Genomic DNA, 21,944 nt, shown 5'->3' with positions numbered 1-21,944 from the left:
CCTCTTGGATTACAGGAGACCGTCGGGCATCGTCAACTTAATCGACCGCCGAGCCGAAGGAGGCGCTTCTCAGTTCGAGATTCGGCTTGTCGCGGAGATTTCGCGCCAAGTCGCAAAGGCTCGCTCGCGCGAAGCACGACGGAAGTCGGCGGTGACGGCTCCGGGATAGGGGATGTGGAAAAGGTTCGCGACCTGATTGATCGTGAACTGACAGAAACCGTTGAGCCTGATCGGACGATTTGAAACCCTTCATGATCGGCTTGCGTCGCCGCGTCGGCTGATGAGAAATCTCGGCCCGATTGTTAAGAGCTTTGTGCTGGCGATGTTCGACGTGAAAGCCCATCTTCGCCCTCACAGGGCCGTACGAACGGAGCTTGTCCGTGATCATCACGCGCGGCGGCGTGCCGGCGTATTTCAACAGCTTCTTCATGAGCCGCTGCGCAGCGCGTTCGGCGCTGGATCAAGACGTCGAGAACGAAGCCATTTTCTGGTCGACAGCGCGCCAAAGCCAAGTTGTTTGCCCGCGATCGAGAAGGCGCTGCTGCAAAACTACGGGGTGACCACCTGAGGGCCGTGTCCGAGATCGGCCCAGAAGGCCAGCGCCAGCCCGATTTAGCCGGACGGTGGGTATGGGTCCTGGCCATATGTCCACTCGTGTCTGAACCTGTGGTCATGGCCCTGAACTAGAACCTGAGCGTCGCGTCCTACCTTTCCCTCCTTGTGGGCAGCGTCGACCGCGACGCGGATCGCCTCTTCCTCAGTGGCGTAGGGGCCGGAGTACTCGCAATTGAGCGCAACCATCCACTGGCCTTTATGGCGCGTGACGAAGTACTGAACGCTTGCCATAAGCTTGCTCCGGCATCGCCCCTGGGATCGATAAACGGGGTCGTACTCTGCAAATCTGCCGCGGTCGCCTCAACTACCGGATTTGGTGGGCTCCAAGGAGCAGCGCCTTGTAGGCTGGCCTGTTTGCTGTACCCGCGGAGACCAACTGCCGCGCCTTAGTTTCCCTTATTCACGAGAACCGGAACGTAGCAGCTTCAATCGTCGTAGATGTGGCCTAGCTGCTAGCAAGTCTCTCTTTCTCGTTGGAGTCGAAGGCTGGATTGATGGTTGAGTGCTGCGACCGTTTGCGTTTGATCGACAAATGAACCCTCCAAATAGAATGTCGTCATGGTCCAAACTCCCGGGAGACCAGCCGCACTCGATCGCATTTGTAAGAAAGCGCTCGTGCGGGTCCGACCTTGCCTCTTTTAGATCGTACGAGGCAATAAATTTGGCATCATGGTTGCTCCACTCCGCGGCGCACACGCGGACTTGGAGGCACGCGGACATGACTCGGCGCCGTCGGGAGTGAGAACCCGACGCTGTCCCTACCGCGCCCGCGCGGCCAGTGAAGTTGGCGGCGGTGACTCGGCGCTCACGCCTCCGGAAGCGCTTATCCCTACCACGCGCTGCAAACTTCGGTGGCCAGCCTTCGCCCTTGGATAAGCGAGACCGACCACCGCGGCCCCCCGAGAGGCTCAATTCCCAAGGGTGCTACCAAGCAGTATCGCTGAGAAGGACTGGAAGCACCTACCAGGATTGGTTGGTGCCGATCTAATGTGGCCTGTGCCGCGCGGCGAACAGGATGGAAGTGGAGCGTCGACCATGATGAGAGGGCTACGCCGGGCTCGTGACGCAGGGAGGGCGTAGCCCGACCGGAGTTACGAGCCCGGCGTCGGCGCGATCCACAGCGGACCGCGCCGACTGGTGATCGCGGCCGGCTGGTTATGCAAGTGGTTCTTCCGCCAAGAGGAATCACTCGCGTGCCAGGCCGACACATTACCGATCACCAAATGAGGCTCTACATGAAGTACCGTCAGACCGATAGCCCACCCGTGGCCGCCGCCAAGGCGTCGTTCAGCACCTCGACCGCTTACCGGATCGAGAAGGATCGACGCCTTCCGTCGCAGAAGAAGGCTCCCCGCGGCCGTCGCCGGCCAGATCCCTTGGCCCGCGTATTTGAGACAGATATCGTGCCGATGCTGAAGGCCGCCCCCGGTGTGCGGCCGGTCACGATCTTCGAGGAGTTGCTCCGACGCCATCCCGAGCTCGGCGCCGGCATCCGTCGCGCGCTGGAGCGCCGGATCCGGGCCTGGCGGGCGATCCACGGCGAGGAGCAGGAGGTCATCTTCCGCCAGACCCACGAACCCGGTCAGCGCGGCACCGACATGGGCGAATTGGGTGTCACGATCGCGGGCGTACCGCTCGACCATCGTCTCTATCACTTCCGGCTGGCCTATTCCGGGTTTGAGCACGCCCATGTCGTGCTCGGCGGTGAGAGCTTCGTCGCTCTGGCCGAAGGCCTGCAGAATGCCTTGTGGTCACTCGGTGGGGCGCCACGGGAGCATCGCACCGACAGCCTGTCGGCCGCCTTTTGCAATCTCGACCGCGACGCCAAAGACGATCTGACGCGGCGATACGAAGACCTCTGTGCCCATTACGGCATGCGGCCTTCCCGCAACAATCGTGGCATCGCCCACGAGAACGGGGCGATCGAGAGTTCGCATGGTCATCTCAAGCGAGCGATCGGCGACGCGCTGTTGCTGCGTGGCACCGCCGACTTCGACGATCTAGCTGCCTATCGTGGCTTCATCGATGAGATCGCCAGCCGCCGCAATGCCCGCAACGCCAAGCGGATCGACAGTGAACGTAGCGCACTTCAGGATCTGCCGGACCGCCGCACGTCGGACTATGAAGAGGTGATCGTCCACGTGACGTCGTCCGGCGGCTTCACCTTGCGCAAGGTGTTCTACACGGTGCCGTCGCGCTTGATCGGCCATCGGCTGCGGGTGCGCCTGTATGACGATCACCTCGACGTGTTTGTCGGCGGCACGCATCTCCTCACCTTGCCGCGCGGGCGGCCGCATCCCAATGGCAAGCACGATCAGGTCGTCGATTATCGGCACGTGATCCATTCCTTGCGGCGCAAGCCGATGGCGCTCCTCAACCTGGTCTACCGCGACCAGCTGTTCCCCCGGGAAGCTTACCGCCGAGCCTTCGACGTCTTGCGCAAACGCTTACCGGACAAGAAGGCCTGCCGGATCATGGTCGATCTCCTCGCACTCGCCCATGAGCGCGGTTGCGAGGCCGAACTCGCCAATCAGCTCACGGCTGACCTGAACGACGGCCGGCTGCCCGACCTCAACCGGCTACGTACTCACTTCGCCCCGGATCCCGCCCAGGTGCCGAACGTCGTGGTACGCCTCGCACCGCTCGCCACCTATGAATGCCTCATCGGTACCGCCGAGATCGGAGGCGCCGCATGAGCACAACCAACGTAGTCGACACCGCGCGCCTCAATCTGTTGCTCAACGAGCTGCGGCTGCCCGCCATCAAGGCGCTGTGGCCGCAATTTGCCGAGCAATCCGATAAAGAAGGCTGGCCGGCGGCGCGCTTCCTCGCCACCATTGCCGAGCACGAGATCGCTGAGCGCGGCCGCCGCCGCATCGAGCGCCATCTCGTCGAGGCGCGGCTGCCTACCGGAAAGACCTTTGACAGCTTCGACTTCGAGGCCGTGCCGATGATCTCCAAGGCGCAAATGACCGCACTCGCCGCCGGCGACGGCTGGCTCGGCAAGGGCGCCAATCTGCTGCTGTTTGGTCCGCCCGGTGGAGGCAAGAGCCACTTGGCGGCAGCAATCGGCTTGGCCCTCATCGAGAACGGATGGCGCGTCCTGTTCACCCGCACCACCGATCTCGTGCAGAAGCTCCAGGTGGCTCGCCGCGAGCTCAACCTCGAGGGCGCCATCAACCGCCTCGATCGCTTCGATCTCGTCATCTTGGACGATCTTGCCTATGTCACCAAGGACCAGGCCGAGACCAGTGTGCTGTTCGAGCTCATCAGCGCACGCTACGAGCGACGCTCTTTGCTGATCACCGCCAATCAGCCCTTTGGAGAATGGAACAAGGTCTTTCCGGACCCAGCTATGACCCTCGCGGCGATCGATCGCCTTGTTCACCACGCCACCATCGTCGAGATGAACGTCGAGAGCTATCGCAGGCGGACTGCCCTCGAGCGAAAGCGTGGTCCAGGGCGGCCACCGGAGCACGCGACACAAAAAACGCTCGCTTGATTGACGCTCCGCGACAATCAAAGCCGCATTGCCTCGCCTTAATTGTTACCGGATCCTAAGCCGTTGCCTCACGTAAATTGCTCCCCTGGACCGGGAACGAGCGAGGGGCGGAGATGGGGTGGCTAAGCATGGCAACGCGGAAGGAACTGACGGCGGCGGCAGGCGTGCGCTATCGGCGGTCGGATCGCGCGAAGAAGGCGCGGATATTGGACGAGTTCGTCGACATCACCGGATTCCATCGGAAGCATGCGATGCGTCTACTTCGAAACCAGGAAGGCGTACATCCGGGCCGACGGGCGCGACGTCGGATATATAATGAAGCAGAACACACCGCACTCGTGCTGCTTTGGGAGGCGTCAGACCGCATCTGCGGGAAGCGACTGAAAGCATTAATGCCCGCGCTGATTGAGGCGATGGAACGGTACGGGCACCTCGACCTTGCCCCTGAGATTCGCACCAAACTTTTGGCGATGAGCGCTGCGACGATCGACCGCGCCTTGGTGCGGGTTCGAGAAAAATTGGGTCGCAAGCGCCGGCGGCACGCGGGGCATTCCCTGCGTCGCAGTATTCCAATACGGACTTCGGCAGATTGGAATGATCCGGCGCCGGGATTCGTCGAGGCCGACCTTGTAGCGCATAGCGGTCCATCTGCGCGCGGCAGCTTCATCCAGACCCTCGTGCTCACCGACATTGCTACCGGCTGGACAGAGTGCGCACCTCTGATCGTGCGCGAACAGACGCTGGTGAGCACGGTGCTGACGGAATTGCGCAAGCAATTGCCTTTTGCGCTGCTCGGCTTCGACACGGACAATGACACCGTGTTCATGAATGAGACGTTGAAGGCCTACTGCGAGGCGGCCAACATTGTCTTCACGCGTTGCCGTCCCTACCGGAAGAATGACCAGGCGTTCGTCGAGCAAAAGAACGGCGCCGTCGTGCGCAGGATGGTCGGCTATCGTAGGTTCGAAGGCCTGGAGGCGGCCAAGCTACTGGCGGAACTCTATCGGTCAGCGCGGCTGTTCGTAAACTTCTTCCAACCTTCGTTCAAACTGTTAGCCAAGCAGCGCGACGGTGCTCGTGTACGTAAGACATACAGCGCGCCGGCAACACCCCACCAGCGCCTGTCAGCGGACGCCCGCACGCCTGATGCGGTCCGCCACCATCTCCAGGAAATCTATACCGCTCTCGATCCGGTCACGTTGTTGCGCGACATCCGCGACGTGCAGGAGCGCCTCGCGGCGCTCGCGGATATCCAACCATCCGCCCATCCTGCTGCGGCATCACAATCGATTGATCGCTTCCTGGCAAGCCTGCGAACGGCCTGGAAGGACGGCGCCACGCGCCCGACGGATCGGCCAATCGTGAAGGCTAAAAGGGGCCGGCGTCGTCCCGATCCGCTTATCCGGGCAACGTCAGATTTGAGAAAATGGTTTGAAGCCGAGCCTTGGCGGACCGGCAGCGAACTGCTCTCGCGCCTGCAGGTGGAATATCCTGGAGACTATCCGAACAAGCTTCTTCGAACCCTTCAACGTCGGTTGAAATCCTGGCGCAGCGAGCAAGCGAATGCGCTGCTGTTTGCTTCAGAAAAAATGCCGCCAGGGCATGAGGTCACAACACCCCAATGACGTGCGAGGTGCCAGCGGAGGAGGCCGGGCGCTCCGAAACCCCGGCCATCTCCGCACCCGGCCTCCTCCTCAACTCAGGCCAGGAGCAAAATAAATGAGGCAACTGATCGCGCCCGGGAGCATCGATATGTGAGGCAATACGTCTTCCGACCCAGATCGTCGCGCTATATCACGGGCCCTTTTTCAGAACGAGCCGAACTCGGGCAGCATCGGCAAATCGTATCCGGCTCACAGCAAGGCGCGGAGAGGCTACTCAAGCAAGAACGGCTATGACGGCGTTAGCGTTCATCGCATCCAGCCGAGCCCGGCTCCCCCGCCGAAGAAAGACATGACATTGCTCCCCCAAAGATCGACGAGTGGTGGTCTAGACCTCGATGGAATGGCGTGTAAGATCGGCGAAAGGTTCAAATGGGTAGGATTGGGTAGAACCGTGAGAGCCAATGTCTTTGGTCGCCTTGCCGCAAGTCTCCCCTCGCCTCGCGGTGATCAGATAACGATCTATGCGCCGTCACTGCGGACTCTTCCGCAGAATGCCATGCTCGTCATGGCTACACTTCCTGTCATCGACTGGAACGACTGCCTCGTGCGGGACTTGCACGCGAGCCCCAAGGCGCCCCCTTGCTGCTATGCGGCCGTCGTCATGATCGATCCCTTTGCCTGCTGGGAAGATCTCGGAGATCTGTTACAGGATGCAAAGATGACCGGAGTGACGAATTTTCCGCCAGCCTGCATGATTGAACGGACATCGGCAGGAGTGCCGCTCGATCGCGGTCAGGAGCTCGAGCTTCGCCGTATGGAGTGGTTTGCAAGGCGCGGGTTCAAAGTCCTGTTTATCGCGGCGGACGAGGCAAAGATGACAGCAGCGGAGCAACGGCTTGGTTCGCAGCTGGATGGGGCCGTCTATCTGCGACCCGAGGCGCTTGCGCTGCCGATTGGATCGGATATCGGGCTCGTAAGCCTTGGCTCTCATGGATCGTCGTCGGTACCGAGGTTCTCCCTGGAGCAGGCCGCCACGGCCAAGCAGCCGCTACGACGGGCATGAGGCCTTATTCGAGGATCCGCAGTTTCTTGATTTTATTGTAGAGGGTTTTGCGCGAAAGCCCGAGAGAGCGAGCAGTCTTGCCGCGGTGAAGCCGGTTTCTCTTCAAGCCCTCGATGATCCAGTCTCGCTCGGACAGCGAGGCCGCGGGCCGTGCGCCAAAAGGTGGCTCCAACAACGGCTTTAGCACCTCACCGGTGATGTGACTTGATGGCAAGGTCACGAGCTGGTTCACGACCTGCCGCAACTCGCGCAAATTGCCTGGCCAATCGTGCCCGGCGAGCGCAAGGAATGCAGAGTTTTCTATCGTGAGCGTCTGGGCGCTGGAATCTCCTTTGGCTTCGACGGTGAAGTGTTGAACGAGTTGCGGCAGATCTTCAAGCCTGTCGGGTAGCGAAGGCAATTGGACATCCAGCCCGGTAAAAAGGTCGAGAAGCCGCGCGCACAGAACCGTTTCAAGACCAGCGCCTCGGGCCACGGTCGCGGTGGCAATGATCCGGGCGTTGGAACGCATGACAGTTACCCCGTTCAGAGGGGTAAATCCGCCTGTCTCGAGGTAATCGGCAAGGCGCTCCTGTCCATCGCGCGAAAGTTGGTCGACATGCAATAGCACGACGGCACCGTCACTCGACGCCTCCAGGAGTGACAATTGGCGTCTGCCGCTCTCAAGACGCTCGGCGCCGAACAACGGGCCAAGTATATCCATCGCCGGACCGGGGCGGCAATGAAACAACGCCGTTTTGGCGTGCCTGCGGTCGCTAAACGCGTGAACCAGGGTTGCTATTCTACGCTTGCCAGAGCCGGCCTCCCCCCAGATGAGGACCGGGCGGGGGGTCGCCGCAACGCGTCTGGTGATCTCAAGGATGCGCTTCATTGCCGAGGACTGCGCGATCACGCCGTGCCTGAAACCACTCAACTGCAGCTGCCGTTCGAGTAGATCCACCTTCTCGCGCAACAGGTGGATGGTCTTGAAGCCCGACGTCACCTCGAGGACCGACATCTCCAGAGGCACGCGGTCCAGCGAAGAGCCTCCGATGAAACCCTGGATTCCGGTCTCGCGGCAGATGTCGAGGAGTTCGTCCGGCTTCGTAATGGGGCCGCCCCCAAGCAGGCAGATGGTGCTCTTGTTGACGGATTGAGCAACGCGCGCAACGGCGCTCGTACGCGCTGCAAGTTCAGACAGGCTGACCGACGGATCGGCTCCGCTTTCAATCGCGCGGTTTAGATTGAAGTTGATGCAAATGGCCTCGGCGCCCGCTTCGACCATTCGACGCGCCTCGGATTGACTGCGCGTATAGGCAATTGTCATCAGGCCGCGTTTTGCAGCTTTCACGAGGAGCTCGATTTCCCGGGAGTAACCAAGACCACACTTCTCGAGCAATGACCTGCGCTCATCGTCGATGTGTATGACCGATGGGAAGTTGGTCACGCCGGCAAATCCCCATTTGATGATCCGATCGAGCCAACGATCAACATCGAGCTCGGGGTCGAATGTACAGGTGCCGAAGAAGACCGGCAGTTTCGTGCTGGGCAGAATTTCGGTCCGTCCGAAGCTTGCCACGAATTCGTTACTATTGCGGATTGGGAGGATCGAGGCAGGCGAGGCCCCACCCATGGCACGAAAACGGCCCGCATTGAGCGCGAGCACGAAATCGGCCCCCGCCCGCTCGGCGGCTCTGGCGGTCATGCCCGACCCGATCCCCGCACCAAGGACAAACGAACGGGAATTGCGGAAGAACTGCCTGATACCGGCTCCCTTCACCTCAGCCGTCCGCCTGTCGATCCTGAGCCGCGCATCATCGCACGGCTCTACGTGAAGACTAGCTCCAACTCGCAGGTGCGTGCAACCGCCATACCGCCTTTCCATTGCCCATGAACAAGTGGCAATCGGCTGGAGCGGCGGTGAGGGTGAACTTGGAGGCGCCTTTGGGCCAACCGGATTGTGGCGCCCTGGCGACGAGAGCTTCGTTTCCGGCATTACCGTAGATGTACGTGACGCTGCCGAGATGCTCGACGAAATCGACCCCAAGTTCAATCGAGATCTCCTGCTGCCCGGGCATTGACGAGGAGAAGTCGTCCGGGCGAATTCCAACAGTGACCGGCTTGCCAACCAGCATCTGGTCCGGCTGGACCGGAACGGAGATCGTGGGCCCGGCGTCCAACCGGACATCCATGCCATGTTCATGAGCTGCTTCGACCTTGCCGCCCAGGAAGTTCATCTTGGGCGAGCCGATGAATCCTGCAACAAAGCGCGAAGCGGGATTGTGATACAGATCGTGCGGGCTGCCGACCTGTTCGATGTTGCCGTCCTTGAGCACCACGATCTTGTCAGCCAAGGTCATCGCCTCCACCTGGTCATGCGTCACGTAGATCATGGTATTTCCGAGCTGCTTGTGGAGCTTGGCGATCTGAACCCGCATCTGCACGCGCAAATCGGTGTCCAGGTTGGAGAGCGGCTCATCGAACAGGAAAACTTTTGGTTCTCGCATGATGGCGCGCCCGATTGCGACGCGCTGGCGTTGCCCTCCTGAAAGTTGTCGAGGCTTGCGCTCCAATAGATGGTCGATCTGCAATAGCGATGCTGTTTTGGCTATCTTGGCGGCGATCGCGGCTTTCCCGGCTTTGGCCATGCGCAGGGGAAAGGCCAGGTTCTCTTTCACCGTCATATGCGGATAGAGAGCGTAGCTTTGAAAGACCATGCCGAGGTTGCGATCGGCCGCATCGATGTCGTTGACGAGCTCATTGTCGATGAGGAGCCGCCCACCGCTGATGGGCTCGAGCCCGCCAATCATGCGCAGAAGCGTGGATTTGCCCGACCCGGACGGACCAACAAAGATGACAAATTCGCCGTGATCGATAGTCAGGTCGATATTACTCAGGATCTCGATTGTCCCAAAAGTCTTCTTGAGGCCCTCCAGGCGAACGTCGGCCATTATGCCCTCCTCTGTCGCGGTTGAGCCGCGCGAGCAGCACTTACCTCAATCTCGCGCAAGCTCGATACGATGAAGTCGGGAGCCATCAAGGACGGATCCTGACGCGTTGGCACGCCGGTTGTAACAAGCACCGTGGCAAGACCCGCCCTCTTTCCGGCTTGAATATCCGTAGGAACTTGATCTCCGATCATGATGGTCGACCCGCGCTTCGTACCGAGGCGTGAGAGCGCTGTCTCGATCATCGGCACTTGCGGCTTTCCAACGATCGAAGGCCGCACTTGCGTAGCAGCGGCCACAGCTGCAATGGTCGCACCAGCGCCAGGTTCGAACCCGCTGGCCGTCGGCAGCAGAAGATCGGGATTGGTTCCTATGAACACAGCTCCATTGAGGATCGACTCAACCGCAATTCGCAGCTTCTCATGCGTGATGTCCCGGTCAAGCCCCATCACGACAGCTTCGGGCGCTCGGTCCGTGACCTCCAGCCCAACATCTCGCATGGCCGTCACAAGCGAGGAAGCTCCGATGACATAGATTCGCGTTAGGTGCGGATAATTGGTTCGAACGAGTTCTGCGGCGGTGATAGCGCTTGTAACGACCTGAGACGGTGCGATCGAAAGACCAGATCCTCTCAGCCTGCCGACGACGTCCTCCGGGGTATGCGTTGAATTGTTCGTCGCAAAGCAGAATGGCACGCCTGCTTTCTGCCATCTCGTAAACGCCTCTATGGCATCCGCTATTGCGGTGCCGCCACGATAAACGACGCCATCCAGATCGGAGATAATCCCTTCTATCGGCGGCCAGTTGATCTTAGAGCTGAGGCTAACCATTCATCAGCATCCCACCATTCACATGGACAATCTGCCCGGTCATGTAGGAAGCTGCGGGGCTGGCCAGGAACACCGCAAGCCCTGCGATATCTTCCGGCAGTCCGACCCGGCCCAGCGGAATTCGGCCACTATGGCGCGCTTCGGTTTCCTCCCGCGGACGCCCGTGCAAGGGTGTATCGATAATCCCGGGAGCAATCGCGTTGACGTTGATCTTGAACGGAGCACATTCATAAGCGAGCAGCTTTGTCACATCGTGCACGATGGCTTTTGACAAGCAATAGTCGGCGCCGCCAGCCTGGTAGTTGAAAACAGCACCTTGAGATGACAACGAGGACCCGACATTGACGATGCGGCCGCCTTTGCTCTTCATGAAGCGCTCGATCGCCAGCTTCGCGCAACGAAGCACTGCGACGGAATTGATCTGGATGGTTTTTTCGATTCGATCGGCATTTCCGGTCAGAAGCGCCTGAGCCGATTTTATTCCGGCGTTGTTGATCAGGACATCGAGCCTGCCGAAGCGCTTGGCGATCTCATCAAGCACCCTGCCGACATCATCTTCTCGTGACACATCCATGCTCATCGGCAGGATGCCATTGCCGTGCGGCAAACGAGTCAGAATGACTCGCAGGTTTTCCAAATTCGCGTCGGTTGCCAGGACGTTCGCACCGCCTTGACGGAAAGCATTAGCTATGGCTGAGCCAATGCCTCCACCTGCACCGGTCACAAGCACGGTCCTGTCTGCAACTGAGAACTGTTCGGTCATTCCAACTCCAAGATCGATTGAGAATTCAGAAATTCGTCGACGGCCCAACTGCTAGGCATCGATCTTTGGGCGCCGCGTCGCGTCACATATAAGGCGGCAACCGCGAGCGCCTTTTTGATCGCTTCTCGTATCGGCAACCGATGAGCAAGAGAGGCTGCGAAAGCTCCATTAAAGGCATCCCCCGCCGCGGTCGTATCAACGACCTTCACAGGAAATGCGCGGAGCGCGAAAGTCGCGCTGGCATCGGCGTAGTAGGCTCCCTGCGCACCTAGCGTGATCAGCGCTGCCTTCGGCCCGAGATCGAGAAGCTTTCCAGCCGCATGAGCGGCGCCGTCGAAGTCATGCACCTCGACACCGGTGAGCTCGAAAGCTTCCGTCTGGTTTGGTGTGACGAAATCGACACTCCTCCACGCCGCGGGCGACAGGCCCGCCCTCACGGGGGCCGGATTGAAAATAAGATCGAATTCCTTGACGCTCTTCAATGCAAAAAGGTGATTGAGCGCGGGGACCGGCATGCCCATTTCGGCAACGACGATTGCGTCCCGCTCAATGAATTCGGCCGCCTTCTCGACCATGCTCGGAGTGACATTTGCATTGGCTCCCGGGTCTATGACAATCATGTTGGAGCCGTCGTCGCCGACGAGGACAAGAGCAGAACCGGATATCTCCCCCGGGCATACCTCAATGGCATCAAGGCGGACACCTGCCTCACGCAGCGCTTGCAGCAACGATCGGCCAGCGTCATCATCGCCAAGCCGGGTGTAGAAGCTCGGCCGAAGCCCCAATCGAGCGGCGGCGACCGCCTGATTTGCGCCCTTGCCTCCCGCATTCTGCTTTAAGCTTCCCATCAGGCTTTCACCCGGCGTTGGAAGCCGCTCGACGTTGAAGCAGAGGTCAAGATTGGTCGTTCCGAAGAACATCAATGGTCTGGGGCTCATTTCACGGCCCCGAAGGTAAGGCCACGTTCGAGATGACGCTGGCCAAGGATAATCAGGACGATCGGCACAATCATGGTCACCACCAAACCCGCAGCCATGACCGGATAGAACTGAACGCCTGGATTAAGCAGCTTGAGCAGGGCCACGGTGACCGGTGCTTTCGTCGAACTGAGGATCAGGCCGAGAGCGAAATTGTGCCAGGCAAGCAAGAAAATGAGCAATGAAGCGCCGATTAGGCCGGGCTTTAGAAGCGGAAGAACGATGTGCCAGACTACACGGAACGGCTTTGCACCATCCATGGCCGCCGCCTCCTCAATGTCCTTTGGGATGTCCTCGATATATGATCGGCTTAGCCAGATGATCATTGGCAGCGTGACGACCTGATAAACCCAGATCATGCCGAGATAAGTGTCATAAAGGCCAACTGTTTGGAACACGCTGAACAGCGGTATAACGACAAGGAGTGCCGGCGCGAAGCGGAAGCCCAGAATGAAGAACGCGATGTCCTCCTTCCTAGGGATATCACGTCTTGCCAAGACGTAACCTGCGGGTACGCCGGCGATCAGCGATACGAGCACCGCGCCAAGCGATATCACGACGCTATTGGCGACCGGCGTCAGGAAATCAACCTTGATGGTGCCGTAGCTTGTCGCCCCGGCCTGGGCGGCATCGAACAAAACGCGGAAGTTTTCAAATGTTGGAGTGAAGACAAAGCGCGGCGGCAAGGTCATGACCTCGGCCTGCTGCTTCAGCGACATCATCACGATCCAGACCAGGGGAAATGTCAGGATGAGCGTACAGACAACAACCAGTCCATTAAGGAACAAGCTTGCGGGCGTTAAGCGTTTGAAGCGCATTGCCAGCCTCCTCTAGCTTACGCGCTGCCGAACCAACCGCCACAATTTTACCATGGCCAAGGTCCCGAGAAGCACGATCAACCAGTTGACAACCATGAGCGCGGCACCACGCCCGAAGGCGAGGTTTTGAAAGGCTGTGATGTAGGCGCGAACCGAGAGCACGGAGGTACTGTCACCTGGACCGCCCTGGGTTGTTCCGAAGATGATATCGAACTGATTGAGCGACTCGATCAGCCGAAAGACTGCGGCGATCAGGATATACGGTGCAATAAGTGGAAGCTCAATATGGAGGAACGTCGCCCAACCCTTAGCGCCATTGATCCGCGCGGCTTCTCTGATCTCCTCGTTAATGCCCTGCAAACCGGCGAAGATGATGAGCGCAAAAAATGGTGTGTAAGTCCATATGTCGATGAGAACTAGCGAGAACATCGCCGTACCGGCGTCCGAAATCCAGGCGAAGCGGCCGATCCCGACGAGCGAAAGCAAATAGTTCAGAATCCCGTTTTGTGGATCCATCATTGTGGTCCACATCAGGGCGACGCTCATGGGCGGCAATACCAACGGAAGGAGAATGACAGGCCGCATCAATTGTGCAAGAAACACGCGGCTTGCGAACAATTTGGCGAGCGCAAGCCCAGAGAACGCTTCCGCGAGGACCGCGGAGCAGGCATACACCGTGGTCGCCCGCATGCTGTTCCAGAAATCTTGAGTCTTGATTGCCACTTCATAGTTGGTGACCCCAATGAAACGAACCAGGGGACGGCCAAACTTGAGATCGGTCAGCGATTGGAAGACGCCATAGAAAAACAGAAAAAGAAATCCGAGCAGTATGATGATCGCGGGAGCAATCGCAGCAAGGCTCCACCAGTCAAGAGCATGCTGCCCGGCGCTTTGCACCTGCTCTTTTTTGGGCGGTGCCAGTTGGCCTACCGATGATTGTAGCATCACGGTTGCGTCGATGCCTCGAAGGTTCATCGCTCACTTCTCGAAAGATACGCGGGGGTAGTGGAGGCGGCAATCCGGTGATGCCGCTCCCCGGTTGCCTTACATGGAGGAGCGAATCTCGGAGGCGAGGTCGGCCAATGTCGCCTTCACGTCCGCACCATTAACCATCTTCTGCATGGCAACTGCCCAGGCGTTCATGGCCTCGGCAAACCCTACGCGCGGCGTAAAGGCGAGCGCAGCCCGGTCCTGAACACTCTTGAAGGTATCCACGAAATTTGTGAATTCCGGTTTAGCCGCATAGTCGAGCCAAACCTTGTCGCTCCAGGTCGAAGCGCGCGGCGAGTTGACGAGCTTGCCGGCGATGGCACCGTTCAGCTCGACCTGCTTTGACGTCGCCCACTGAATGAAGAGCCAGGCCGCTCCCTTTTTCTGGGAAGCAGCATTCATGGCCAGGGACCAGATCCAGATGTTCGATTCGAAAGTCTTGCCGTTCGGAGCTCGCAGTGGCGGAGCGAAGGCAATCTTGCCCGAAGCGGGCTTGCCGGCAACATCGTTCCAGAACCCGAACATGTTAGAATCGATCGCCATCGCTGTCCGACCCGAATTGATGCCATCGACCACTTGGTACCAGTTGTCGTTGGCAAAGGATGGGGCAGCACACCTCTTGATCATCTCCACGTAGTCTTTGTGGAAGGCGATCGACTCGGGAGAATTGAGACCGGTTTCCAACTTGCCGTCCTTGACGACGAAGTCGTGTACACCATAGGACTTGGCGATTGAGATCGCGGCCGTGTGGATGCTGCTCCAAAAGCGCACTCCTCGCACACCCAGGGGCGTGATCGCGGGATCGGCAGATTTTAGCTTTTCGCATGCCGCCGACATTTCCGGCGGGGTTGTCGGAACCTTGATACCGTGTTTGTCAAGAATGTCCTTACGGTAGAACAATTGGATGTTTTCGAACCCGTGCGGGATGGCCCACACCTGACCCCGGCCCGGTTCGATCTGCCCGCCATTGACTTGCCAAGTCAGCGCGTCACGCAATGCGGGGAAGAAGTCCTTGTAGTCATAGCTTGCCGATGTGAGCTTAGGGTCGTTCAGATAGCGGTCGAGCGGCTCAAGCAGTTGACCGGGCGCAAGATCCCAAGCCGGTTGAATTCCTGTGCCGACGACATCCCACGAGGGCGATTTTGTGCTCAGCTGGATGGTCAGCTTATTCCAATAGGCATCGTCCGGATAAAGCTCGGGCGTCACCTTGATGCCCGTCAACTTCTCGAACTCAGGAAGCTGTGCTGCAACCGCGTCAGCATATGGATGGATGTCGTAAGCCCAAACGATCGAAGCGCCCTCGAACTGGCGCCAGTTGATATCCTCCGCTTTGGCCTGGCCGAAAGATGCGGCCGCACCGGACAAGAGAGTTGAGCAAATCAGAGCGGCTTTGACGAAATGGTAAGAATGGCCGCGCGGTGCGGCTAGCGTCCTTGGCATTGGTCCCTCCTCTGGGCTCTTCGGCCCTCAAGTTCACGTGCCTGTCGTCTTCCAGGGCCGCGAGTGTTGGTAACGCTAGCCGTGATTTTCCGCCCTTATGCACCCATTCAGATCGAAGTTGGGTATTTTTGGGTAAGTCAAGAAAACAGCGTTACAGCAGCCGTTGCAAAAGCCATGGGGAGATGATCAATGCAGGCCCATGTTCAGACCCCGCGCAGCCAGCCTACAAACGAGGGCCGAGCCGGGCCAACCGCCCGAGCTGATGCATAGTAGCTCGTTCGAATCCCTCTGTTAATCTCACCTTGCGGCACGGACGCCTCGATCTTGTTCTTGATTGTGCTGCTTTTAAGAGGGACGAGTGCTTGATGCATTGCCGCAACCTTTCTCGATCCGCAAACAATCTGGTCTCTCAACCCGCCATATTGCAGGACGAAGCTCGAGCGCGACCGCGAGCATCAGCAACAAGGCGTTGCGGATTAGGCCCAACGAAAGCCTCAGCCAGGCTGAGGGTGAGGCGGAGATTGTGGTCGACGGCGGTGAAGGCGATGTTGGCGGCGTCCCCCTCCCGGCCCTTTGAGATGGCAGCGACCGAGATGCCCGTCGCTCTTCATGTGGCCATTCACGGCTCGATGACTGAGAGGCGCCTGAGCCGATGCGCAGATAAGATTGCCGCAACTTAAGGCCGCACTCGCGGGCCAGCCGATTGGTTAATCGCCGCATATTCCAGCTTGGCATCGGTCGGGAGGTGATGGTCTTGGGCTGAACGGTGGTCTCCACCGTCGCTGCTTGAGATCGCGCGTCCGCAACGCGCCGGTCTCATGCGCCCCCTCAAGCTCTCGGCCAGCAAGAGCTCCAGCTTGTCACCGAGCCGCTTACGTCAATGGCCAAGCGTGCCCGTTACGCAAGCTGGCGCCCTCGTCAGTCCGAACGCCTACGTGGGCGTAGGAAGAATCGGATCAAGCTCCTCCTGCTCGAGGATCTTGGATCCATCTTTGGCCAAGTATGCCGCCAGTGAAGCGATGCCGGAGTTTGGTGGGCAACGAGCGGGTGCGGACTTTTTGGTCGGCGCCCGCCCCGAGATGCGGCAGGATCGGTCGTCCGACGGCGCGCTCCATCGTGTGGAATATCCAGGTGCCGTCCGGATCGATATCCGACCAGTGAAAGATCGGGGTTTGTTCGGACACCATTGCCGAGATCGTGCGCAGGGCCTGTTGGCTGGCAAGCGAGGGATACCCGCCAACATACAGCGTAGCACCCAGTCGAGCGGCGTCGGCCTCGGCGACGTGCCTGTTGAAGCTTGCCAAGTTTTCGATCGTCAAAACATACGCCGGCGGCTCCCGGAAGCGGACATGATCTGCCTCCTTAGGCGCGATCCCGAGATGAGCGGAGTGGCTCCGGAGAGATCGGCCCCAAGAAGATCGATCTTACCCGCGATCAGCAGCGGCGGGGCAAAGCGTTCCAGCCCGATCGCCCGCAGTGCCTCGCGGGGCCGCGCGCCCGGAGGAAACTCGAGGACGCCACTCAGGAGCCGAACCACGACGCCTTCAACGCGTTCCAGCGTCTTGCTGTGCCTCACCGTCCGTCGCGAGAAGGTCTTATAGTCCACGTCGAGATGCTTGTTGTCCAGGATGGCCTGGGCGAGATCGAAGGCGTGGCGCAACGTATCGACATCGGACGAAGCGACCCGCGGGCTACCGCTCCCGGTCGATCAACGACGGATCGACTGGTGCGCGCATCCGCACCTGAAGCGGTGGTTCGATCTGGTCAAGGCAGGCCGGGCGTGATCCGCGCGCAGCGGCGTTCATCGAACCATGATCGCCGCCCGGCGCGACCCTAACGATCAGCTGGCCGGCGTATGGTAGCCTTTCGGTTGCCATGCGCGACCCTTGAGGCGATCCATGGCCATGATCGAGTCCGCCGCCCCATCCGCGCCGCAAGTCCAGCGACATGGCTCGATCTTTGACTGTAGGAGGCGCTTCATCCAGAATAAGAGTTTAGGACTTTGGTTCTTTGAATGCCTTCTTCTTCAAGGCGGATAAATAATTTCCTCGAACTCTTGGACGAGATTTACCGGCCAAGCGCATTTCTAGCGTCACAACAAGTTCCTCAAATTTTTTGCGTGTTGCGCCCGCCAGAGGTCGTTGCCGATAATAGCTGTACAGGCGCTCGGTTATGAGAGCTGTCACCCACCGTGGCGTATCTTCCGATTCGTAAAACTCACTTATCCTGGTTATAGCTAGGGAACGAGTCGATCTCGAGCAACATGAAAGAGCAGAGCAGCGTGCGAATTGCAGATGTCTTCTCGCTGCGTATCTGCTCATCGATAAAATCAACCAGCTTTTCGCTTCCAAGGCTTTGATAGGCGATCTCGGCAACGATGGTCGGCATGACATGCTTGATCGTACCCTCGATGAACCTAAATAGCTGGGACAGCTTTTCACTCAGTACCGGGCGCGACCATTGGACGGTGTTTGGGCAACAGCTCCTTATCTGCACAACGGGTCTGTTCCGACCCTGAGAGACATGCTGGTGCCGCACGCCAAGCGGCCGATGTCGTTTTGCGTAGGCAGCCGTGCGTTCGACCCGGTCAACGTCGGGCTCGCGACGAAAGCACAGTCGTCCGAAAGCTGTGCGGCCGGTCTGACGAACTTCGATGTGTCGCTGCTTGGGAACAGCAATCGCGGACATTCTTTCGAGGGTAAGGAAACCGACTTAAGGAAACTGCCGCCCGGCATCATCGGACCAGAGTTGACCGACGCCGAACGGCGAGCGCTTGTCGAATATCTCAAGACTCTATGAGCGATGGCGTTCGACGCCGACTTGTGTGCCGGCGTCGCTAGCTTCCGCCGAGTTCGAATGCGCCTCGTCAGAACACGTGCCATTCGGCAGATTGTCCCTGCTCAGCCAGGTCATGTGTCCCTCCTGCCGGGACGTCGTCGATTGTCTTGAAGCCGCCATGAGCTCGCCGGTCCTAAGCAGCCCCGACTTGGCGCAATCCTGACGATCCCGCCCAACCGCACTTGGCGATGCTGGGCGCGGCTACAGTTGCGCACTCGAAAACCTGTTCATTTTCCAAAATCTGGGCGCTCCAAGTGTAGTTTTTACAACATTTAGCGCCGAGCTATTATGGTTAAGCCAATAATTCGCCCTACAACCTTGTTGTGCAGCGTAGCAACGAACCGGAAAGTTATCGCGGAAGAGGTGGTGGCGATCATTGGCGTGCGAGATCAGCCGGCTGCTACCGATCGGGGCCGTATATCGGCCGACAATAAGCCAAGGCGAGGACTTGGGAGGAATAAGAGCTTGGCGCCGACGGAGCCTCTGAAAACGCTCGCCCCTCTTAGACGGCAGTCGGCCTATACTACCTCTCCTCAAATGCCGCGCCAGAAGCTTCCTTCCATCACCATCAACAATCTCGCTCCAAAGGCCCGCTTTCAGAGACCTCCAAAGCTACGCTTCCGGATTAAATCGACAGCTGGGGGTTTATTTATCGAGGCCAGTTCCGCCCGATGCTCTACTGTTCATCGTTGACCACATATTGTCGCGGCGGCGCTGCACCGAGGACCGAATGCGCATGGCTTCGCGGTACTTCGCGACCGTGCGGCGGGCAATATCAATGCCCGAGACTCGCAGGCGCTCAACGATCGCGTCATCGGACAGAACCGCTGACGGCTCTTCGGATTCGATCAGCTGCTTGATGCGGTGACGCACCGCTTCAGCGGAATGCGCCTCACCGCCATCCGCCGAAGGGATCGATGCCGTGAAGAAATATTTCAACTCGAATGTGCCGCGATTTGTTGCCATGTATTTGTTGGCGGTGACGCGCGACACCGTGGATTCATGCATCTGGATGGCCTCGGCAACGGCCTTTAGATTCAGCGGCCGCAAATGCGCAACACCAAGGGTAAAGAAGCCGTCCTGCTGACGCACGATCTCGGTCGCAACTTTCAGGATGGTGCGGGCGCGCTGGTCGAGCGCGCGCACCAGCCAGGTCGCGTTCTGCAGCGCGTCGTTGAAGTAGGACTTATCGACGTCCTTGCCGATCTTCTTCGACAGCTTGGAATAATAGGTCTGGTTGACCAGCACGCGCGGCAAGGTGTCGCTGTTGAGCTCGACATGCCAGCCGCCATCAGGAGCCGGACGGACATAGACGTCGGGTACCATCGTCTGCAGCCGCGCCGACCCGAACTTCATGCCCGGCTTGGGACTGAGCCGGCGGAGCTCGTCGATCATGTCGGCGATGTCCTCGTCGTCGACGCCGCAGAGCTTGCGCAAGCTCGCGATGTCGCGCTTGGCGAGGAGATCGAGATGCTCGACGAGGGCCTGCATCGCCGGATCGTATCTATCGAGCTCGCGGAGCTGGATCGCCAGGCACTCGCGCAAGTTACGCGCACAGACGCCGGGCGGATCGAACTCCTGCAGGACGGCAAGAACGTGCTCGACATCCTCCTGCGTTGCGCCGAGCCGCTCGGCGGCCTGGCCGAGATCCGGCGGCAGATAGCCGGCTTCGTCGACGAGATCGATCAGATACTGCCCGATCATGCGCTGCGCCGGCGCGGTGAATGCGACCGACAGTTGTTCGGCCAGGTGGTCGGACAATGTTGTCTCGGACGCGACAAACGCTTCGAGATTGTAGTCTTCGTCACCCGAGCCGCCGCCACCCCATTCGGTATAGGTGGTCATGGCGCCATCCCGGGCGTCGCGCACTTGGGCCTCGGCCAGCTGATCGCCGCTGACCTGATCGACCTCAGTCGGGGCTTCGGCCCCAGCTGCATCGTCACTGGCACGCTCGAGCAGCGGATTACACTCCAGCTCTTCCTCCACGAAGGTCATGAGGTCGAGATTAGATAATTGCAGCAGCTTGATCGCCTGCATCAGCTGCGGCGACATGACCAGCGACTGGGATTGCCGGAACTCTAATCTTTGCGTGAGCGCCATGAAGCAAGAACCGTTACTGAAGTTGGTCTGCGTTTTGCTCATCTAGTCAGGAGCTGATCTAAGCGCTTTGATGTCGCGCAAAAGCGGATGCGAGGTGAGATGAAGGCAGCGAACAACGGAATCCGACACTCAGTCGGAGCTCCCTCGTCAATCCCCATTGTGCGCGAGATGAGAGGACTAGGAATTCGGATGCGGCACTGTGACGCGAGGGCATCAACAAACAGGACAGCTTCCCGTGGCGATACTCCTATCAAGGACTTGCAGTCCCCGGCAGTTTCGGTGAGTTCTGCGCGTAGCCGCGATCCTCCACCCTCCCGCAGGAGCGCCGGCAACAGCTGCGCGGGGCTCAGGATCAGTGCCTGCCGCCACTCAGACAGTCCCTCGCTGTCGAGCCTTGCTGCACGCTCGAATTAGCGCGAACTTCGAAGCCGATCGTGGAAGGAAGTTGCCCAAACGAATTGGCACTAGGGCTGGCAGTCGAAAATAGTTGAGGTAGCGGGTTGAACCGGCCGCAAGATCGCTATTGCGTCAAACGCGATTGCGAGGCGATCACCATTCAGCTGCCCAACGCCTGCCGCTTGTTGGCCGCTAGCGTCTGCCCCATGTGCGTCGAGAAGAGTCTCTTGTCCGGGTTGCTGACGCAAATCGGCAGAAGTTCGAATAGCGGGCATATATTGGCCTGCTCTTCGGCTTATCCTGCCGAAAGTTCCAACGTATTCGGGATGACGAATCTGGGGCCTCTGACGCATCAAATCTGGGACAGTTAGTTTCCTCCGCTTGGCCGCTGAGCGGGACGATCTTGTCGGTTTGGTCGAGAGCCCTGCGCCAGTCGCCTTGCTTGCAGCGGCCGGCCGACATACTCGCTCCGCGAGAGGCGTCCGCACGCGCGAGACCGCCATGATGTTCCTACGACCTCGAGCAACATTTCATCGCTGGCCAGCGGGGTCTTGCCAGCGCGTTGGCCCACTCCTCGCCATATCGGTGCTGCCGGTGAAGCCTGCCGCCTCCCCAAACAACACCTCTCCGAAGCTTCGGTGGGATGCCGCCCCCAATCACTCGCCTCAGTGGCATCTGAGCTGCGGCGAAACGACAAGAAGAATTCGCGCTCTTGGTACAACTCACCGGGTCGCAGAGGCAAGCTCCCGAGCCGAACCCCGGCTCATCGCCCGCGTCGTCGTACCTGCCATTCGCGCTCCCGCTGCCTCTGCGCCGATGGTAGCACCATACACCGCGCTGTAGAACACCGCAGCGGAAGTTGGCGCCGCGACATCTTATTCCGGCTACCGACGCAATTGAGCGGCCGCGTGAGGAGTTCGAGCGACGGATCAAGATCAAGACCGTTTGCCATCAGCGGCCGCCGCGGCAATGCCGTCCTGGCCTGCTCACCCCCGGCCAGATCAACATGCGCAAGGTCGACGGCTGGAGACCCCTCACCACAAATCCTTCGATAGGTAACTTGGGACGCGCCTAGTTGTGG

The 21,944-nt window shown here is 59.5% G+C and carries 19 protein-coding genes and 2 pseudogenes; 6 read left to right on the top strand and 15 right to left on the bottom strand.

Annotated features, from left to right (window positions below; all coding sequences use genetic code 11):
- Positions 1 to 37: 37 nt before the first annotated feature.
- Positions 38 to 586 (bottom strand): annotated as a pseudogene (locus BJA_RS09455) (IS6 family transposase); the annotation flags it as partial.
- Positions 587 to 612: 26 nt separating this feature from the next.
- Positions 613 to 846, bottom strand: coding sequence for a DUF2188 domain-containing protein (locus BJA_RS43980; RefSeq protein ID WP_018648284.1), 234 nt, complete (start codon positions 844 to 846; stop codon positions 613 to 615).
- Positions 847 to 1,808: 962 nt separating this feature from the next.
- Between BJA_RS43980 and istA the strand changes: the two genes are divergently transcribed.
- The 4 genes from istA to BJA_RS09430 all read left to right on the top strand — a co-directional run bounded on the left by istA (position 1,809) and on the right by BJA_RS09430 (position 6,784).
- A complete protein-coding gene (gene istA / locus BJA_RS09445) occupies positions 1,809 to 3,311 on the top strand; it encodes an IS21-like element ISBj11 family transposase (RefSeq protein WP_039185914.1) in 1,503 nt (500 codons plus the stop codon).
- On the top strand, positions 3,308 to 4,117 hold the full coding sequence (gene istB / locus BJA_RS09440; RefSeq protein ID WP_018270204.1) for an IS21-like element ISBj11 family helper ATPase IstB: 810 nt from the start codon (positions 3,308 to 3,310) through the stop codon (positions 4,115 to 4,117). The genes istA and istB overlap by 4 nt, the downstream gene beginning before the upstream one ends.
- Positions 4,118 to 4,230: 113 nt before the next feature.
- Positions 4,231 to 5,742 (top strand): ISNCY-like element ISBj12 family transposase, encoded by a 1,512-nt coding sequence (locus BJA_RS09435; RefSeq protein WP_011084703.1) that lies wholly within the window; start codon positions 4,231 to 4,233, stop codon positions 5,740 to 5,742.
- A 535-nt stretch (positions 5,743 to 6,277) separates the two neighbouring features.
- Positions 6,278 to 6,784 carry a hypothetical protein gene (locus tag BJA_RS09430; RefSeq protein ID WP_018645264.1) on the top strand — a complete coding sequence of 169 codons (507 nt, stop codon included), beginning with the start codon at positions 6,278 to 6,280 and terminating at the stop codon, positions 6,782 to 6,784.
- Positions 6,785 to 6,788: 4 nt separating this feature from the next.
- On the opposite strand, the gene BJA_RS09425 is transcribed toward BJA_RS09430, so the two are convergent.
- The 8 genes from BJA_RS09425 to BJA_RS09390 form a co-directional block, all read right to left on the bottom strand.
- Complete coding sequence (locus tag BJA_RS09425; protein WP_011084701.1) at positions 6,789 to 8,648, bottom strand: sigma-54-dependent Fis family transcriptional regulator; 1,860 nt, start codon at positions 8,646 to 8,648, stop codon at positions 6,789 to 6,791.
- Positions 8,602 to 9,714 (bottom strand): ABC transporter ATP-binding protein, encoded by a 1,113-nt coding sequence (locus BJA_RS09420; protein ID WP_011084700.1) that lies wholly within the window; start codon positions 9,712 to 9,714, stop codon positions 8,602 to 8,604. Before BJA_RS09420 ends, BJA_RS09425 begins: the two co-directional genes overlap by 47 nt.
- Positions 9,714 to 10,541, bottom strand: coding sequence for an HAD-IIA family hydrolase (locus BJA_RS09415; protein ID WP_011084699.1), 828 nt, complete (start codon positions 10,539 to 10,541; stop codon positions 9,714 to 9,716). Before BJA_RS09415 ends, BJA_RS09420 begins: the two co-directional genes overlap by 1 nt.
- A complete protein-coding gene (locus BJA_RS09410) occupies positions 10,534 to 11,304 on the bottom strand; it encodes an SDR family NAD(P)-dependent oxidoreductase (protein ID WP_011084698.1) in 771 nt (256 codons plus the stop codon). Before BJA_RS09410 ends, BJA_RS09415 begins: the two co-directional genes overlap by 8 nt.
- Complete coding sequence (locus BJA_RS09405) at positions 11,301 to 12,242, bottom strand: ribokinase (protein WP_011084697.1); 942 nt, start codon at positions 12,240 to 12,242, stop codon at positions 11,301 to 11,303. The genes BJA_RS09410 and BJA_RS09405 overlap by 4 nt, the downstream gene beginning before the upstream one ends.
- The gene (locus BJA_RS09400; protein ID WP_011084696.1) at positions 12,239 to 13,099 is read right to left on the bottom strand and encodes a carbohydrate ABC transporter permease; all 861 of its coding nucleotides are present in this window, start codon (positions 13,097 to 13,099) and stop codon (positions 12,239 to 12,241) included. The genes BJA_RS09405 and BJA_RS09400 overlap by 4 nt, the downstream gene beginning before the upstream one ends.
- 12 nt (positions 13,100 to 13,111) lie before the next feature.
- The gene (locus tag BJA_RS09395) at positions 13,112 to 14,074 is read right to left on the bottom strand and encodes a carbohydrate ABC transporter permease (RefSeq protein WP_011084695.1); all 963 of its coding nucleotides are present in this window, start codon (positions 14,072 to 14,074) and stop codon (positions 13,112 to 13,114) included.
- A gap of 69 nt (positions 14,075 to 14,143) precedes the next feature.
- The gene (locus BJA_RS09390; protein WP_011084694.1) at positions 14,144 to 15,529 is read right to left on the bottom strand and encodes an ABC transporter substrate-binding protein; all 1,386 of its coding nucleotides are present in this window, start codon (positions 15,527 to 15,529) and stop codon (positions 14,144 to 14,146) included.
- A gap of 358 nt (positions 15,530 to 15,887) precedes the next feature.
- Between BJA_RS09390 and BJA_RS09385 the strand changes: the two genes are divergently transcribed.
- Positions 15,888 to 16,106 (top strand): hypothetical protein, encoded by a 219-nt coding sequence (locus BJA_RS09385; protein WP_161966258.1) that lies wholly within the window; start codon positions 15,888 to 15,890, stop codon positions 16,104 to 16,106.
- A 44-nt stretch (positions 16,107 to 16,150) separates the two neighbouring features.
- Here BJA_RS09385 and BJA_RS09380 read toward each other — a convergent pair.
- From BJA_RS09380 to BJA_RS42205, 4 genes and pseudogenes are all read right to left on the bottom strand, one after another.
- Positions 16,151 to 16,406: pseudogene (locus BJA_RS09380) on the bottom strand (IS5/IS1182 family transposase); the annotation flags it as partial.
- Between the two features lie 79 nt (positions 16,407 to 16,485).
- A complete protein-coding gene (locus BJA_RS42900) occupies positions 16,486 to 16,848 on the bottom strand; it encodes a Wadjet anti-phage system protein JetD domain-containing protein (protein ID WP_026312353.1) in 363 nt (120 codons plus the stop codon).
- The gene (locus BJA_RS42895) at positions 16,845 to 17,189 is read right to left on the bottom strand and encodes a hypothetical protein (RefSeq protein WP_014497905.1); all 345 of its coding nucleotides are present in this window, start codon (positions 17,187 to 17,189) and stop codon (positions 16,845 to 16,847) included. Before BJA_RS42895 ends, BJA_RS42900 begins: the two co-directional genes overlap by 4 nt.
- A 557-nt stretch (positions 17,190 to 17,746) precedes the next feature.
- Positions 17,747 to 17,917: a hypothetical protein gene (locus BJA_RS42205; protein WP_014497906.1), complete on the bottom strand. Its 171-nt coding sequence runs from the start codon at positions 17,915 to 17,917 to the stop codon at positions 17,747 to 17,749.
- A 36-nt stretch (positions 17,918 to 17,953) separates the two neighbouring features.
- Between BJA_RS42205 and BJA_RS09370 the strand changes: the two genes are divergently transcribed.
- The gene (locus BJA_RS09370) at positions 17,954 to 18,328 is read left to right on the top strand and encodes a di-heme-cytochrome C peroxidase (RefSeq protein WP_269465757.1); all 375 of its coding nucleotides are present in this window, start codon (positions 17,954 to 17,956) and stop codon (positions 18,326 to 18,328) included.
- Between the two features lie 684 nt (positions 18,329 to 19,012).
- Here BJA_RS09370 and rpoN read toward each other — a convergent pair.
- Positions 19,013 to 20,467, bottom strand: coding sequence for an RNA polymerase factor sigma-54 (gene rpoN / locus BJA_RS09365; protein WP_011084688.1), 1,455 nt, complete (start codon positions 20,465 to 20,467; stop codon positions 19,013 to 19,015).
- Between the last annotated feature and the right edge of the window lie 1,477 nt (positions 20,468 to 21,944).

It is taken from the genome of Bradyrhizobium diazoefficiens USDA 110 (genome assembly GCF_000011365.1).
GTDB classification, from domain to species: domain Bacteria; phylum Pseudomonadota; class Alphaproteobacteria; order Rhizobiales; family Xanthobacteraceae; genus Bradyrhizobium; species Bradyrhizobium diazoefficiens.
Note: the sequence above shows the minus strand (reverse complement) of the source record. Positions and strands in the feature narration are given on the sequence as shown.